Origin of the sequence: Ralstonia flaminis (genome assembly GCF_958415495.1) — a bacterium.
GTDB classification, from domain to species: Bacteria; Pseudomonadota; Gammaproteobacteria; order Burkholderiales; family Burkholderiaceae; genus Ralstonia; species Ralstonia flaminis.
In genome coordinates this window covers 29,697-43,214 of sequence record NZ_CATZLL010000006.1, presented here as the reverse complement: position 1 = coordinate 43,214, position 13,518 = coordinate 29,697, and the positions used below count along the sequence as shown (strand labels likewise).

10 protein-coding genes are annotated in these 13,518 nt (G+C 65.7%); 3 read left to right on the top strand and 7 right to left on the bottom strand.

Annotated elements, in window-relative coordinates; all coding sequences use genetic code 11:
- Positions 1-66 precede the first annotated feature (66 nt).
- The 7 genes from R2N11_RS10790 to R2N11_RS10760 all read right to left on the bottom strand — a co-directional run bounded on the left by R2N11_RS10790 (position 67) and on the right by R2N11_RS10760 (position 9,521).
- Positions 67-2,061, bottom strand: coding sequence for an acetyl/propionyl/methylcrotonyl-CoA carboxylase subunit alpha (locus R2N11_RS10790; protein WP_316681094.1), 1,995 nt, complete (start codon positions 2,059-2,061; stop codon positions 67-69).
- A 3-nt stretch (positions 2,062-2,064) separates the two neighbouring features.
- On the bottom strand, positions 2,065-3,222 hold the full coding sequence (locus R2N11_RS10785; protein ID WP_316681093.1) for an acyl-CoA dehydrogenase family protein: 1,158 nt from the start codon (positions 3,220-3,222) through the stop codon (positions 2,065-2,067).
- Between the two features lie 64 nt (positions 3,223-3,286).
- On the bottom strand, positions 3,287-4,906 hold the full coding sequence (locus tag R2N11_RS10780) for an acyl-CoA carboxylase subunit beta (RefSeq protein ID WP_199029632.1): 1,620 nt from the start codon (positions 4,904-4,906) through the stop codon (positions 3,287-3,289).
- Positions 4,893-5,786, bottom strand: coding sequence for an SDR family oxidoreductase (locus R2N11_RS10775; RefSeq protein WP_199029634.1), 894 nt, complete (start codon positions 5,784-5,786; stop codon positions 4,893-4,895). Before R2N11_RS10775 ends, R2N11_RS10780 begins: the two co-directional genes overlap by 14 nt.
- Positions 5,787-5,798: 12 nt before the next feature.
- Positions 5,799-6,953, bottom strand: coding sequence for an acyl-CoA dehydrogenase family protein (locus tag R2N11_RS10770; protein WP_316681092.1), 1,155 nt, complete (start codon positions 6,951-6,953; stop codon positions 5,799-5,801).
- A gap of 14 nt (positions 6,954-6,967) precedes the next feature.
- Positions 6,968-8,740 (bottom strand): acyclic terpene utilization AtuA family protein, encoded by a 1,773-nt coding sequence (locus R2N11_RS10765; RefSeq protein WP_316681091.1) that lies wholly within the window; start codon positions 8,738-8,740, stop codon positions 6,968-6,970.
- A gap of 1 nt (position 8,741) precedes the next feature.
- The gene (locus R2N11_RS10760; RefSeq protein WP_199029640.1) at positions 8,742-9,521 is read right to left on the bottom strand and encodes an enoyl-CoA hydratase/isomerase family protein; all 780 of its coding nucleotides are present in this window, start codon (positions 9,519-9,521) and stop codon (positions 8,742-8,744) included.
- 274 nt (positions 9,522-9,795) lie between these two features.
- On the opposite strand from R2N11_RS10760, the gene R2N11_RS10755 reads away from it, so the two are divergent.
- From R2N11_RS10755 to R2N11_RS10745, 3 genes are read left to right on the top strand one after another with little or no spacing between them, the layout of a single operon-like run.
- Positions 9,796-12,075 (top strand): TonB-dependent receptor, encoded by a 2,280-nt coding sequence (locus R2N11_RS10755; protein WP_316681090.1) that lies wholly within the window; start codon positions 9,796-9,798, stop codon positions 12,073-12,075.
- Positions 12,075-12,827, top strand: coding sequence for a tetratricopeptide repeat protein (locus tag R2N11_RS10750; protein WP_316681089.1), 753 nt, complete (start codon positions 12,075-12,077; stop codon positions 12,825-12,827). Before R2N11_RS10755 ends, R2N11_RS10750 begins: the two co-directional genes overlap by 1 nt.
- Complete coding sequence (locus R2N11_RS10745; RefSeq protein WP_316681088.1) at positions 12,818-13,501, top strand: Fe2+-dependent dioxygenase; 684 nt, start codon at positions 12,818-12,820, stop codon at positions 13,499-13,501. The genes R2N11_RS10750 and R2N11_RS10745 overlap by 10 nt, the downstream gene beginning before the upstream one ends.
- Positions 13,502-13,518 lie beyond the last annotated feature (17 nt).

Below are 13,518 nucleotides of genomic sequence, written 5' to 3'. Positions count from 1 at the left end.
ACGTCTCCTGTGGACCGCATGAACTGCACGACGAAACGATGGATGACAACAACGACGATGCAGCCCTCAGGCCGCGGCAATCTCCATCAGCAACCCGCCCGGCGCCACCTGCGCGCCGACCTGGGTGAACAGGCCCTTCACCTCGCCGGCAAGCGGCGCGGCAATGCTGTGCTCCATCTTCATGGCTTCGACCACCAGCAGCACCTGGCCGGCGCAGACGGCTTCGCCCTCAGCCACGTGGACGGCGACGACGCGGCCATTCATCGGTGCGCTGATGCGGCCGCTACCGGCCTGCGCGCCGTTGCGCTCGGCCTTGGCATAGGTGGTGTCGATGGCGGTGTGCTCCACGCCATCCATCACGAAGTGGCACGTGGTTCCGGTGATGGCGTATTCGAGCGGATACAGCCTCTCGCCCAGAGCAAGCGTCATGCGGCCATCGGCTTGGGACACAATCTCCGCTTGCGCGATGCCACCGTCCCAACTCACCTCCCAGCGTTGCGCGGCAAGCGCACGCACGCGCATTTCGATGGCTTCACCGTCGAGCGTGACGCGGCATAGCGTGGGATAGGTACGGCTGCTGGCCCAACCTTGCAGCTCAGCGGGATAACGGCGTGCGGTGTCTTTGCGCAAGTGCGTGAGCAGCACGGCTGCCGCCTGGCAGACCGCTGCATCGGGTACGGCCGCTTGACGCATCGCCGCTGGAAAATGCCGGTCGATGAACGCGGTGGAGACGTCGCCAGCGAGGAACGCCGGATGCGTCACGCACTGACGCAGAAACGCGCGGTTGGTCGGCAGGCCGAGCAGCAAGCAATCGTCCAACGCACGCGCCAGCCGCCGACATGCATCTGCGCGGTCGGTGCCGTGTGCAACGATCTTGGCGAGCATCGAGTCGTAGTACGGCGACACCACCAGACCATCGGTCAGCGCATGGTCAGTGCGCACCTCACGTGGCGCACGCCAGCGGGCGACGGTGCCGCTTTGCGGCAGGAAGTTCTGCTGCGGGTCTTCCGCACACAGGCGCACCTCGATGGCGTGGCCGCCCTGCGTGCGGCGCACATCAATCTCGTCTTGCGTGAGCGGCAACGGTTCGCCCAGCGCCACGCGCAACTGCCACTCGACCAGATCGACACCGACGATCGCCTCCGTCACCGCGTGCTCGACCTGCAGGCGCGTGTTCATCTCCATGAAGTAGAACGCGCCATCCGGGGCGAGCAGAAATTCCAGCGTGCCCGCACCCACGTAACCGATGGCACGTGCCGCCACCACGGACACGGCGCCCATGCGTGCGCGCAGTTCCGGTGACACGGCAGGCGACGGGGACTCTTCAATCACCTTCTGGTGCCGGCGCTGCACCGAGCAATCACGCTCACCCAGGTAGACGACGTTGCCATGCGCATCGGCAAAGACTTGGATCTCGATATGCCGCGGTTCGACGATCGCCTTTTCGAGGATCAGCTCGCCGGACGCAAAGGCGTTCTCCGCTTCGGAGCGCGCAGACTGCAATGCTGCGGCGAAATCTTCTGCCCGATCCACACGCCGCATGCCGCGTCCGCCACCGCCGGCAGCGGCCTTGATCATGACCGGATAGCCGATGCGGTCCGCCTCCTGGGACATGCGCGCATCGGACTGGTCTTCGCCTTGGTAGCCAGGCACGCATGGCACGCCAGCAGCTTCCATCAAGCGCTTGGCGCCAGCCTTGTTGCCCATCGCAAGGATGGCATCCGCGGGTGGACCGATGAAGACGAGGCCTGCTTCCGCGCACGCCGTAGCAAAGGCATCGCTTTCGGCGAGAAAACCGTAGCCGGGGTGCACCGCTTCGGCGCCGGACATGCGCGCCGCCTCCAGCAATGCGGCGATGTTCAGGTACGACGCCTGCGGTTGCGATGCGCCAATCGGCAAGGCAAGGTCCGCCGCGCGGCAATGCGGCGCATCGCGGTCGGCATCGGAATACACGGCAACGGTACGCATACCGAGGCGCTGCGCGGTGCGTTGGATGCGCAGCGCGATCTCGCCCCGGTTGGCGATCAGGACCGTGCGAAAAGCAGCGTGCGACGTGCCCATCGCTCAGCCCTTCTTGCCCGGCAGCGTGTTCATGTATTTGCAGATGATGCCGAGCATCACCTCGTCCGCGCCGCCACCGATGGAGCCCAGGCGCCCATCACGGTAGTAGCGCGAGACCGGGTTGTCCCACGTGAAGCCCATGCCCCCCCAGAACTGCAGGCAGGCATCGGGCACGATGCGCGCCAGACGCCCGGCCTTGAGCTTGGCCATCGAGGCCAGCTCCGTCACATCCTGCCCGTTGATGTAGAGATCGCATGCGCGGTACGTGAGCGCGCGCAGGGCCTCCACCTCGGTCTTGAGTTCGGCCAGCTTGAAGTGCACCCACTGGTTGTCGAGCAGGTTGGCACCGAACAGTTTGCGCTCGCGCGCGTATTCAACCGTCGACTCGATGCACATCGTCATCGTTGCCAGGCTGCTGGCGGCGGCCCACATGCGCTCTTCCTGAAACTGCAGCATCTGGTACGTGAAGCCCTTGCCCTCTTCGCCAATGCGGTAGCGCTGCGGCACACGCACGTCGTCAAAGTAGATGAGGCCCGTGTCCGACGAGTTCATGCCGATCTTGCGGATCTTCTTGCCGACCGACACGCCCTTCGTGTTCATCGGCACGATGATGAGCGACTTGTTGCGGTGGGCTGGATCATCCGACGTATTGGCCAACAGGCACATCCAGTCGGCCTGCAGGCTGTTGGTGATCCACATCTTGCTGCCGTTGATGATGTAGTCGTCGCCGTCCTTGCGCGCGGTGGTCTTGATGCCAGCCACGTCGGAACCGGCGCTCGGCTCCGATACGCCCACGCACGCCACCGCATCGCCGCTGATGGCGGGGGCGAGAAACTGTGCGCGCAACTCGTCCGAACCGAAGCGCGCGAGTGCGGGTGTCGCCATGTCGGTCTGCACGCCAATCGCCATCGGCACGCCTCCGCAGTGGATGTGGCCGAGCGTCTCCGCCATCGCCATCGCATACGAATAATCCAGGCCCAGGCCGCCGAACTCCGTCGGCTTGGCGATGCCGAGAAAGCCCAGTTCGCCCATCTTCTTGAAGAGCGCCTTGGCGGGGAACATCTCGGCCGCCTCCCATTCATCCACGTGCGGGTTGATGTCGCTGTCGATGAAGCGTTTGAGGTTGCGCTGCAGTTCCTGATGTTCGTGGGTGAAGTGCATGGTGTCTCGCTCCGGTGGCCTTGGGCTGTTCGTGTGTTCGTGACTGCGATTCGGATGGATGGCGCTACGGTCGTGCAACGCCAAACTGAATGGGGTGCAGCGCGCGCCTGCGCGCCTCGTCGCAGACGGCCAGCACGCTGGCCAGCACCTTGCGCGTGTCGCGCGGGTCGATCACGCCGTCATCCAGTAGACGGCCCGACACGGTGAACGCACCGGATTGCCGCTCGAAGGTGTCGATCACCTTGGCGCGCATGGCCTCGATGGCTTCGTGGTCGACGGTCTGCGTCTTGCGCTGCATGCTTGCGGCCATGACCGTCGCCATCGTGCCGGCTGCCTGCTCGGCGCCCATCACGGCAGTCTTGGCATTGGGCCAGCTGAAGCAGAAATCCGGGAAGAAGCCACGCCCTGACATGCCATAGTTGCCCGCCCCGAACGAGGCACCGCAATGCACGGTGATGCGCGGCACGGTGGCGTTGGCCATCGCCTGGATCATCTTCGAGCCGTGCTTGATCATGCCCGCCTGCTCGGACTGCTTGCCGACGATGAAGCCGGTGGTGTTTTGCAGATACAGCAGCGGCGTATCGGACTGACAGCACGCCTGTATGAAGTGGACGACCTTCGTGGCACCCGCCGGGTCCAGTGGCCCGTTGTTCGTGATGATGCCAACGTGCATGCCGCAGACGGCGGCGTGCCCCGTAAGGGTCGCCGGGCCATAGTCTGGCTTGAACTCAAGGAAATCCGAGCCATCGGCAATACGCGCAATCACCTCGCGCATGTCGAGCGGCTTGCGGTGATCGGTGAGCGCAATGCCCAGCAGTTCGTCCGCATCGAAACGCGGCGGCGCGTAGGGCCGATCGACTGCTGGCACATCGCGGTTCCAATCCAGCGCAGCCACGAGTTCGCGTGCGATGCGCAGCGCATCGGCATCGTCTTCGGCCAAATATTCAGCGAGGCCCGAGGTCGTGGCATGCATCTCTGCGCCGCCCAGCTCTTCTTCGGTGGCGACCTCGCCGGTAGCCGCTTTCAGCAACGGCGGGCCCGCGAGGAAAGCACGCGCGCGATCCCGCACCATCACCACGTAGTCCGACAGACCTGGCATGTAGGCACCACCCGCCGTGCTCGACCCATGCACCACACTGATCACGGGAATGCCCGCCGCCGACAGCCTTGCGAGCCAGTAGAAGCCGCTGCCGCCGTGGATGAAGGTCTCCACGCGATAGGTCAGCAGGTTGGCGCCGGCCGACTCGACCAGGTGGATGAACGGCAGCTTCTGTTCCAGCGCGATGGCCTGCGCGCGCTGGAACTTCTCGATGCCCATCGGCTGCACGGCACCGGCGTCGATGCCCGCGTCGTCCACGATGATCATCGCGCGCACGCCGCTCACCCAACCGATGCCGGCGATGAAGCCGCCGCCGGGAATCGAGCGCACCGGGTCTGCGTGGTCCAGGCAGAAGCCAGCCAGCGAAGACAGCTCCAGAAACGGCGCACCGGCATCGAGCAGACGGCCGAGCCGGTCACGCGGCAGCAGTTGCCCGCGCTGCTCGAAGCGCGCGCGCGAGGCTTCGGACTTGTCGCGCGTGCGGTTCTCCAGCGAGCGCAGTTGGCCGACGAGTTCCGAGAGCGCGGCGTGGTTCTGCCGGTACGCGTCGCTTTGCGGGACGATGCGCGATTCAAGCACCGGCATTGCTGTCCTCCTGGGCTTTGTCCTGCAGCACCTTGGGCGTCACCGCCAGGTGGAAGCCGTTGAAGGGCACGGCGCCATGACGCGGTGCCGGCATGGGCGAGCCGGGCCGCACGTTGGGGCGTCCGCCGTCCACGCGCAGCGTGGTGCCCGTGATGAACGCCGCCGCTTCCGACAACAGGTAGACGATGGCCGACGACACCTCCGCCTCGGTGGCAAAGCGCCCGGCGGGCACAGTACTCGGCATGCTGCGGATGGTCTCGGCCATCCACGGCGGATACGCGTCCATGCCCGACGACGCCACGTAACCCGGCGCCACCGCGTTCACGCGTACGCCGTACTGCGCCCACTCGAACGCGGCCGTCTCCGTCAAGTTGATCATGCCCGCGCGCGCCGCACCGGAGTGCCCCATGTTCGGCATGCCGCCCCACATGTCGGCGACGATGTTGACGATGGCGCCACCGAGTTGCTGCATCGCCTGGTTCAGGCACTCGCGCGCCATCAGGAAACCGCCGGTCAGGTTGGTCTGTACGACAGCCTCCCACCCTTTGACGGAGATATCCTTGAGCGGTGACGGGAACTGCCCGCCCGCGTTGTTGACCAGCGCATCGATGCGGCCGTGCTCGCCAATGATCTGCGCGATCGTCGCCTGCACGGCAGCCTCGTCGCGGATGTTGCAGACGTAGGCGTGCGCGGTGCCGCCGGCTTCAACAATCTCCGTGCGCACGGCAGCGAGCTTTTCCGCACTGCGCCCCACCAGCGCCACCGCCGCGCCGAGCGATGCCAGCTCATGCGCGGTACACCGGCCGATGCCGCTGCCGCCGCCGGTCACGACAGCGACCTGCCCGAGGAACAGCCCCGGTCGAAAGACTGAGCGATACATGGTTCTGCCTCCTCAAACCCAACCGAGCTGACGGGCGGCGAGATCGCTCAGGACCTCCTCCGCGCCGCCGCCGATCATGTAGACCTTCACTTCGCGATAAATGCGCTCCGACTTGGTGCCGCGCATGAAGCCCATGCCGCCGAGCAGTTGCACCGCCGTGTCCGCACAGAACTGCAGGCTCTGCGTGGCGAAGTTCTTCAGCATGCACAGTTGTGCGACCGGTGAATCGCCCGCCTGCATGCGGCGCATCAGGTCTTCGAGCAGCGCGCGTGTGGCTTCGATGCGCGTGGCCATCGCCACCAGCTTCTGCCGCGCCACTTGATGCTGCACGAGGCGCTTGCCGAAGGTCTCGCGCTGGCTGGCCCATTCCACCGCTTCCGCCAGGCATGTGCGCGCCAGCCCGTAGGCCTGCATGGCCAGCGCAAGGCGCTCGTGGTTGAAGTTGCGCATCACCAACTCAAAGCCACGGTTCTCTACGCCAAGCAGATTGCCCACGGGCACGCGGCAGTTGTCGAAATGCAGCTGTGCCGTGTCAGAGCACCACCAGCCCATCTTCTTGAGCGGCGTGCGCGACAGGCCCGGCGTGTCGCCATCCAACAGCAGCACGGAGATGCCGCCCGCGCCTGACCCGCCCGTGCGCACCGCCACGGTCAGGTAGTCGGCGCGCATGCCGGAGGTGATGAAGATCTTGCTGCCGTTGACGATGTAGTGATCGCCATCACGCACCGCGCGCGTGGTGAGGTTGGCGACGTCCGACCCGCCCGAGGGCTCGGTGATGGCCAGCGCACTGATCTTCTCGCCCGAAAGAATGTCCGGCAGCACGCGCGCTTTCAATTCTGCAGAGCCGCCCGCCACAATGGGCGGCGCCCCGATGGTGTGGCTGAACAGTGACGCGAGCAGACCACCGCTGGCCGCGCGCGTCAGCTCCTCAATCATCGCGAGCTCGAGAAACAAATCGCCGGGCGTACCGCCGTATTCCTCGGGAAAGCCGATGCCTAGCAGACCAATATCGGCCGCTTCGCGATACAGCGCACGCGGGAAGGTTTCCGCCTCTTCCCAGGCATCGATGTGCGGCAGCACCGCCTTGTCGACAAAGCGGCGCACGGTTTCGCGAAAGGTGTCGTGCTCGGCATTGAAGCGCACGGACGTCAGCAGGCCTGCAACCATGGTCGCCTCGTCGGTTATGGGTGATTGACCGGCACGCGCACCGGCATCGTCAACAGCACCTGCGCCATGCCCTTGCCCAGCGGGTCGTTGCGCAGCGAAGCCATGCCACCACCGCCCAGCGCCTGCTCGCAGACGAAGTTGAGCGCATGGATACCGGGCAGGTCGTAGCGCGTCACGCGGCCCTTCACGACATGCGCGAGGTAGGCGGCGACGGCATCTTCGGTCAGCTGTGCGCGCAGCAGCGGCAGGTCTTCCGGCCGGCGTGCGATGACGCCGATGTTGGACGTGTCGCCCTTGTCGCCGCTGCGTGCGTAGGCGAGTTCGATGAGTGGGGCTTCACGTGTTGGACCGGACGGCAGCGCATCCGTCACACTCGCAGCGGTTGAGGCTTCCAACGGCACGCCGCCCGTCGGCACGGCCACATCGAAGCTCTCTCCGCCCAGCAAGGTCACGCGGGGCTGCACGCGCGCCTTGTCGATCAGGAAAGCGTATTGCTTGACGGCGGGCACGACGCTCGGCCGCCCGCCCGCGCCCGTCGTGCCGGGTGCCCAGGATGTGCCGGCCGGTGCAATCTCACGCGCAAACAGTTCGAGTGCCGGCTTGCTCGGATGCGCCACCGCCAGCCACATCACCGATTCAAAGCGCGGCGCGCTCGGCTGATGCGGACCGAACAGATACGCCGAGCCCAATGTTTCGATGTGCGTGGCGCTGTAGTCCGGCAGGCCGAGCTTGCGGAAGAGCCCGCGCGTGCGTTCCAGAATCGCTTCCGCCGTGCGGTGCGCCTTGCGGTCCGCATCGACGCCAACCACGGTGAGTTGTCCGGTGGCGCGATAGCCGTCGGCATATGTGGCGCTCACCTTGTAGTCCGGTGTGGGCGCGAGACCGCGTGCGCCGCGCACTTCCACGCGATGCTCACCCGCCTGCGTCATCGTCACCCGCGTGAAATCGCACACGACATCGGGCAACACATAGCGTGCCGGATCGCCGATTTCATAGAGCAACTGTTCGCCCACCGTGGCGGGCGTCACCAATCCACCTGTGCCCTCCGGCTTGGTGACGATGAAGCCACCATCGGCACGACACTCGACGATGGGGTAGCCGCTGTGCGCCCAGTCCGGCACGGCTTCCCAGTCGGTATGCAGGCCGCCCGCGCCCTGGCAACCGCATTCGAGGATGTGCCCGGCAAGGCTGCCGGCGGCGAGGCGGTCGTAGTCATCCGCGCGCCAATCGAAGGTGTGCATCAACGCGCCGAGCGTGACCGCGCTGTCCACGCATCGGCCGGTGATCACGACTTGCGCGCCCGCATCAAGCGCCGCCTTGATCGGCAGCGCACCCAGGTACGCATTGGCGCTGACCACCTTGTCCGGCAGCGGGCGGGCGCTTTGCAGCTCACGCACACCTTCATCACGCAGCACGGGTAGCAGCGGCATGACGTCGTCACCTTCCACCACGGCAATGCGTACGCTCACACCCAGTTCGTCGGCCAAGGCCTGCAGCGCGGCAGCGCAACCGCGTGGGTTCACGCCGCCCGCGTTGGCGATGATGCGGATGTTCTGCGCCAGCGCATCCTTGAGCACTGCACGCATCGCCACGCTGACGAAGTCGGTGGCGTAGCCCAGTTCAGGGTTCTTCATGCGCGCGCTGGCCAGCAGCGACATGGTCAGCTCGGCCAGGTAATCGAAAACGAGAAAGTCGATACGACCCGAGGCCACCAACTGTATCGGCCCGGTCACGCTGTCGCCCCAGAACCCGCTAGCGCCGCCAATGGAAATCGTGTCTTTGCGCATATCAGCGGCCCGTCCAGTTGGGGGCGCGCTTCTCGCGAAAGGCGGCCTGCCCCTCCTGCGCGTCTTCGGTCAACGCGAACAAACCGATCTGGCTTTCCGTAAAGGCCATTGCCTGCTCGAAGCTCAAATGCTCGACCTGCTTGAGCGTGTACAGCCCACGCCGGATGGCCGAGGGCGATTTGTCGAGCAGCCGCGCGAGCAGCGCATCGATGGCGGCATCGAGCGCTTCGGGCTCAGCCACTTCGTTGACGAGCCCGGCGGCCAGCGCACGGTCTGCGCTCATCGGCTCGCCGGTCAGGCACATCTCGTTGAGCACGCGACGCGGTAACTGATGCTGCAGCACGGCCAGCACTTGCGCGGGAAACAGCCCAACCTTCACCTCGGGCAACCCAAACACGGCGCTGCGGCTGGCCACGGCCATGTCGCACATCGCCAGCAAGCCCATGCCGCCGGCCATGCACGCGCCGTTCACTCGCGCGATCAGCGGCACCGTGCATCGGCGCGCCTGGCGGAACAGATCAGCCAGGCCCTGGTGCGGTTGGGCGTAGTCGAAACGGAAAGATTGGCCGCTCTGCAGATCGGCCCCGGCACAGAACGCCCGCGTGCCGGCGCCGGTCAGCACCACGGCGCGCACAGCGGTGTTGCGACTGGCATCGGCCAGCGCCGCCGTCAGTGCTTCGAGCACCGCGCCGTTGATCGCGTTACGGCGGTCTTCGCGCTGAATGGTCAACCACAGCGCCTGGCCGCGCTGTTCGATGAGGAGTTCGGGGTCCGTGCTCACGCGATGCTCACCTTCAAGAGAGATTCGGTTGGACAGCCTGCCCGATAATAATAAATCATCTGCTTGAATAAATGGAAGTCTTCAAACACAAAACCTGCAGCGTTTTGCCGCACCCCACGGCCAGTGGCACATAACACGTTGATTTATCGGAGGTTTTCCTCCTCCGATAAGGAAATCAACAGATTCTGCGTTGACTCCTTCACATGCGAACGATAACAATTCTCATTTGCGTCAAACATGTAACAAGATTTTTCAGGGGAGCGGGCACCAAGCCATGCAAGCAGCACAGACGGAACGCAAGCGCGCCGAACATTCGGTGGTGGGATACCTGACAGGGGCCATGAGCTTTGCCGTGGCGGCCACACCGGCTGTGGCGGAAACCAAGAAGGATTCGGTGACGGCCACCCTGCCGACCCACACGGTCACCGGCAGCAGTGGCTTCAAGACCGACGAGGCCTCGGGCGGCAAATTCACCGCGCCGCTGGTCGATACGCCCAAGTCCGTCACGGTCATCCCCGCTGAAGTGCTGCAGGACACCGGCTCCGTCACGCTCACCGAAGCACTGCGCACGGTGCCCGGCATTGCGTTTGGCGCGGGTGAAGGCGGCAACCCCGTGGGCGATCGCCCGTTTATCCGCGGTTATGACGCGCAGGCCAGCACCTTCCTCGACGGGCTGCGCGACATCGGCGCGCAATCGCGCGAGATGTTCAACGTGGATTCGGTGGAAGTCATCAAGGGGCCGTCGGGTGCGTATGAAGGGCGCGGCTCGGCGGGCGGGGCAATCAACATCGTATCGAAGACGCCCAAGCTGGAGCACTTCACCGAGGGCACGATCTCCGTGGGCAATGCCGCGTACAAGCGCGCCACGGCCGACGGCAACTACCAGATCGGCGAACACGCGGCCTTCCGCCTGAACGCGATGTATCACGACGCCGGCACGCCGGGCCGCGACGTGACGAGTTTCAGCCGCTGGGGCATCGCGCCGTCCATCGCCTTCGGGCTGGGCACGCCCACGCGCGCCACGCTGTCGTACTACCACCTGCAATCGAACGATACGCCCGACACCGGCATCCCCTACAACAACGGCACGTTCAATCGCCGCGCCGATGGCCGCCCGCAGTTGTTCGCGCCCGGCGATGGCTCGCCGGTGGATGTCGGCCGCAACACCTACTACGGCCTGGGCCGCGACTTCCGCCGTGACCGCGTCGACATGGGCACGTTCTCGCTCGAGCACGATGTGTCGACCGCGCTGAAGCTGCGCAACACCACACGCATCGCGCGCACCAGCCAGGACTACGTCTGGACACAGCCCGACGACAGCCAGGGCAACATCTACTACGGCATGGTCTGGCGCCGTGCCAACACGCGCTACTCGGTGGCCAACACCGTCGCCAACCAGACGGAAGCGACCGGCAAGTTCGAGACCGGCGGCTTCAAGCACAGCTACGCGGCGGGCCTGGAGTTCTCGCGCGAGCACAGCAGCAACGACACCTACAACGTTCCCACCGGCAGCAACCGCTGCCCGAACGGGATCGGCGCGGCCGGCGGCTACAACTGCACGAGCCTGTTCAACCCGAACCCGAACGACCCGTGGACGGGCAACATCACGCTGGCCAACAACCCGGCCGAGACCACCGTACGCACGCAATCGGCGTACGTGTTCGACACCATTGAGCTGTCGCCGCGCTGGCAGATCAACGGTGGCCTGCGCTTCGACCGCTACTCGGCATCGGCCACCACCTCGGCCAATGCGCAAGGTGTGCGCTCCAGCTTCTCGCGTGACGACAACCTGCTGAACTATCAGCTCGGCCTGGTCTTCAAGCCCGCGCAGAACGGCAGCATCTACGTGGCGTATGGCACGTCGTCCACGCCGTCGGGCTCCGTGGCTGGCCAGGGTGCCGATGGCAGCGCGCTCACGCCGGACCGCTCGGGCAATCGCGGCGACGTGCTCGCCCCCGAGAAGAACCGCGCCTACGAGCTCGGCACCAAGTGGAACGTGCTGGACAACAAGCTGGCGCTCACCGCTGCGGTCTTCCGCATCGAAACCACCAACGCGCGCATCGTGCTGCAAGACGGCACCGCCGCCATGGCCGGCAACAAGCGCGTGGACGGCTTCGAGCTGGGCTGGTCGGGCGCGCTCACCAACAAGTGGCAGGTGTTTGGCGGCTACACATACCTGAAGAGCGAGCTGCGCAACAACGGTGGTTCGGGCTCGGCTTTTGGCGCCACCAATGGCACCGAATTCCCCAACACGCCCAAGAGCAGCTTCAGCCTGTGGACCACCTACCAGCCGATGCCGAAGTTCACGCTGGGCGGCGGTGCGTACTACGTGTCGAAGGTCTGGGGCAGCGCCAACCCCGCCAACCCGAAGTGGGTGCCGGCCTATTGGCGCTTTGACGCGATGGCCTCGTACCGCATCGACAAGCACATGCACCTGCAGTTGAACGTGCAGAACCTGTTCGACAAGAAGTACTACAACCAGGCGTACGCATCGCACTACGCATCGCTGGCACCAGGGCGCGCCGCAATCCTGACGCTGGGTATCCGGTACTGATGACAGCACTTGCCCAAACCACCGCTGCCGATGCTGCGGTGGTGGATGCCATCCACGCCGTACTGACCGGCCCGGCCGATCGCGCGGCGGACTGGCTTGCCGGCGCCGCCCGTCGCGGTCATACGGAGGCACAGGCCATCCTCGGCCAATGGCTGCTCGATGGCCACGGTGTCGAACGCAATCACACCCAGGCGCTCTTCTGGTTCAAGACCGCCGCGCTGTCCGGCCACGCCATGGCGGCCAACATGCTCGGCCGCTGTTATGAGCACGGCTGGGGCGCACCCGCCTGCGACAAGACCGCCGCGCACTGGTATGCCCGCGCGGCGGATGCCGGCCTCGACTGGGGCCAGTACAACTTCGCCACCAGTCTGCAGCTCGGGCGCGGTGTGCCGCAGGACCGTGCGCAAGCCTTCGGCCTCTTCCAGGCAGCCGCTGCACAGGGGCACGCCAAGTCGATCAACGTGGTCGGCGGCTTCTATGAAGACGGCTGGGAAGTCGAGGCCGACCTGGGAATGGCCCTGTACTGCTATCTGCGTGCCGCCGAGGGCGGCGACTTCCGTGGCCAGTTCAACGCAGCACGGCTCTTCGCCCTCACCGATCGGGCCGACGAAGCCCGTACGTGGATGCGCGCAGTGCCGCGCAGCGCGACACCCGCCTTCCTCGCCAAGGCGCATGACTTTCTTGCCGGCCACCCCGATGCGCGCCTGCGCACGTTGGCCAGCGCTCTCGAAACCGAATCGCCATGCTGTTGAAGATTCCCGCCGTGCTCACCAAGGATCAGGTGGCGCACTGCCGCGCCATCATCGATGCCGCTGAATGGGTTGACGGCAAAGTCACCGCCGGCGCGCAGTCGGGCCAGGTGAAGCACAACATGCAGTTGCCCGAAGGCTCGCCCGCCGCGTGCGAAGTCGGCACCTTCATCCAGGACGCGCTTGCTGCCAACACGCTGTTCTTCTCGGCCGCGCTGCCGCTCAAGGTGTTCCCGCCGCTGTTCAACCGTTACGCGGGCGGCCAGACCTTCGGCAACCACGTCGACAACGCTGTGCGCCACCTGCGTGGCACCGACTTCCGCATCCGCAGCGACCTCTCCTGCACGCTGTTCCTGACCGAGCCGGAAGACTACGACGGCGGTGAACTCATCATCGACGACACCTTCGGCGAGCACCGCGTCAAGCTCGCCGCGGGCGACATGGTGCTCTACCCGAGCAGCAGCCTGCACCGCGTCACACCGGTCACGCGCGGCGCGCGGGTGTGCTCGTTCTTCTGGCTGCAGAGCATGGTGCGCAGTGACGCGCATCGCGCGCTGCTGTTCCAGATGGATAACGAACTGCAGCGGCTGATGGGGCTGCTGGGGCAGGAGGACACGTCCGTCATTGCATTGACGGGGACGTATCACAACCTGTTGCGGGAGTGGGCGGAGGCTTAGTCCGCCGCCGAGTCACA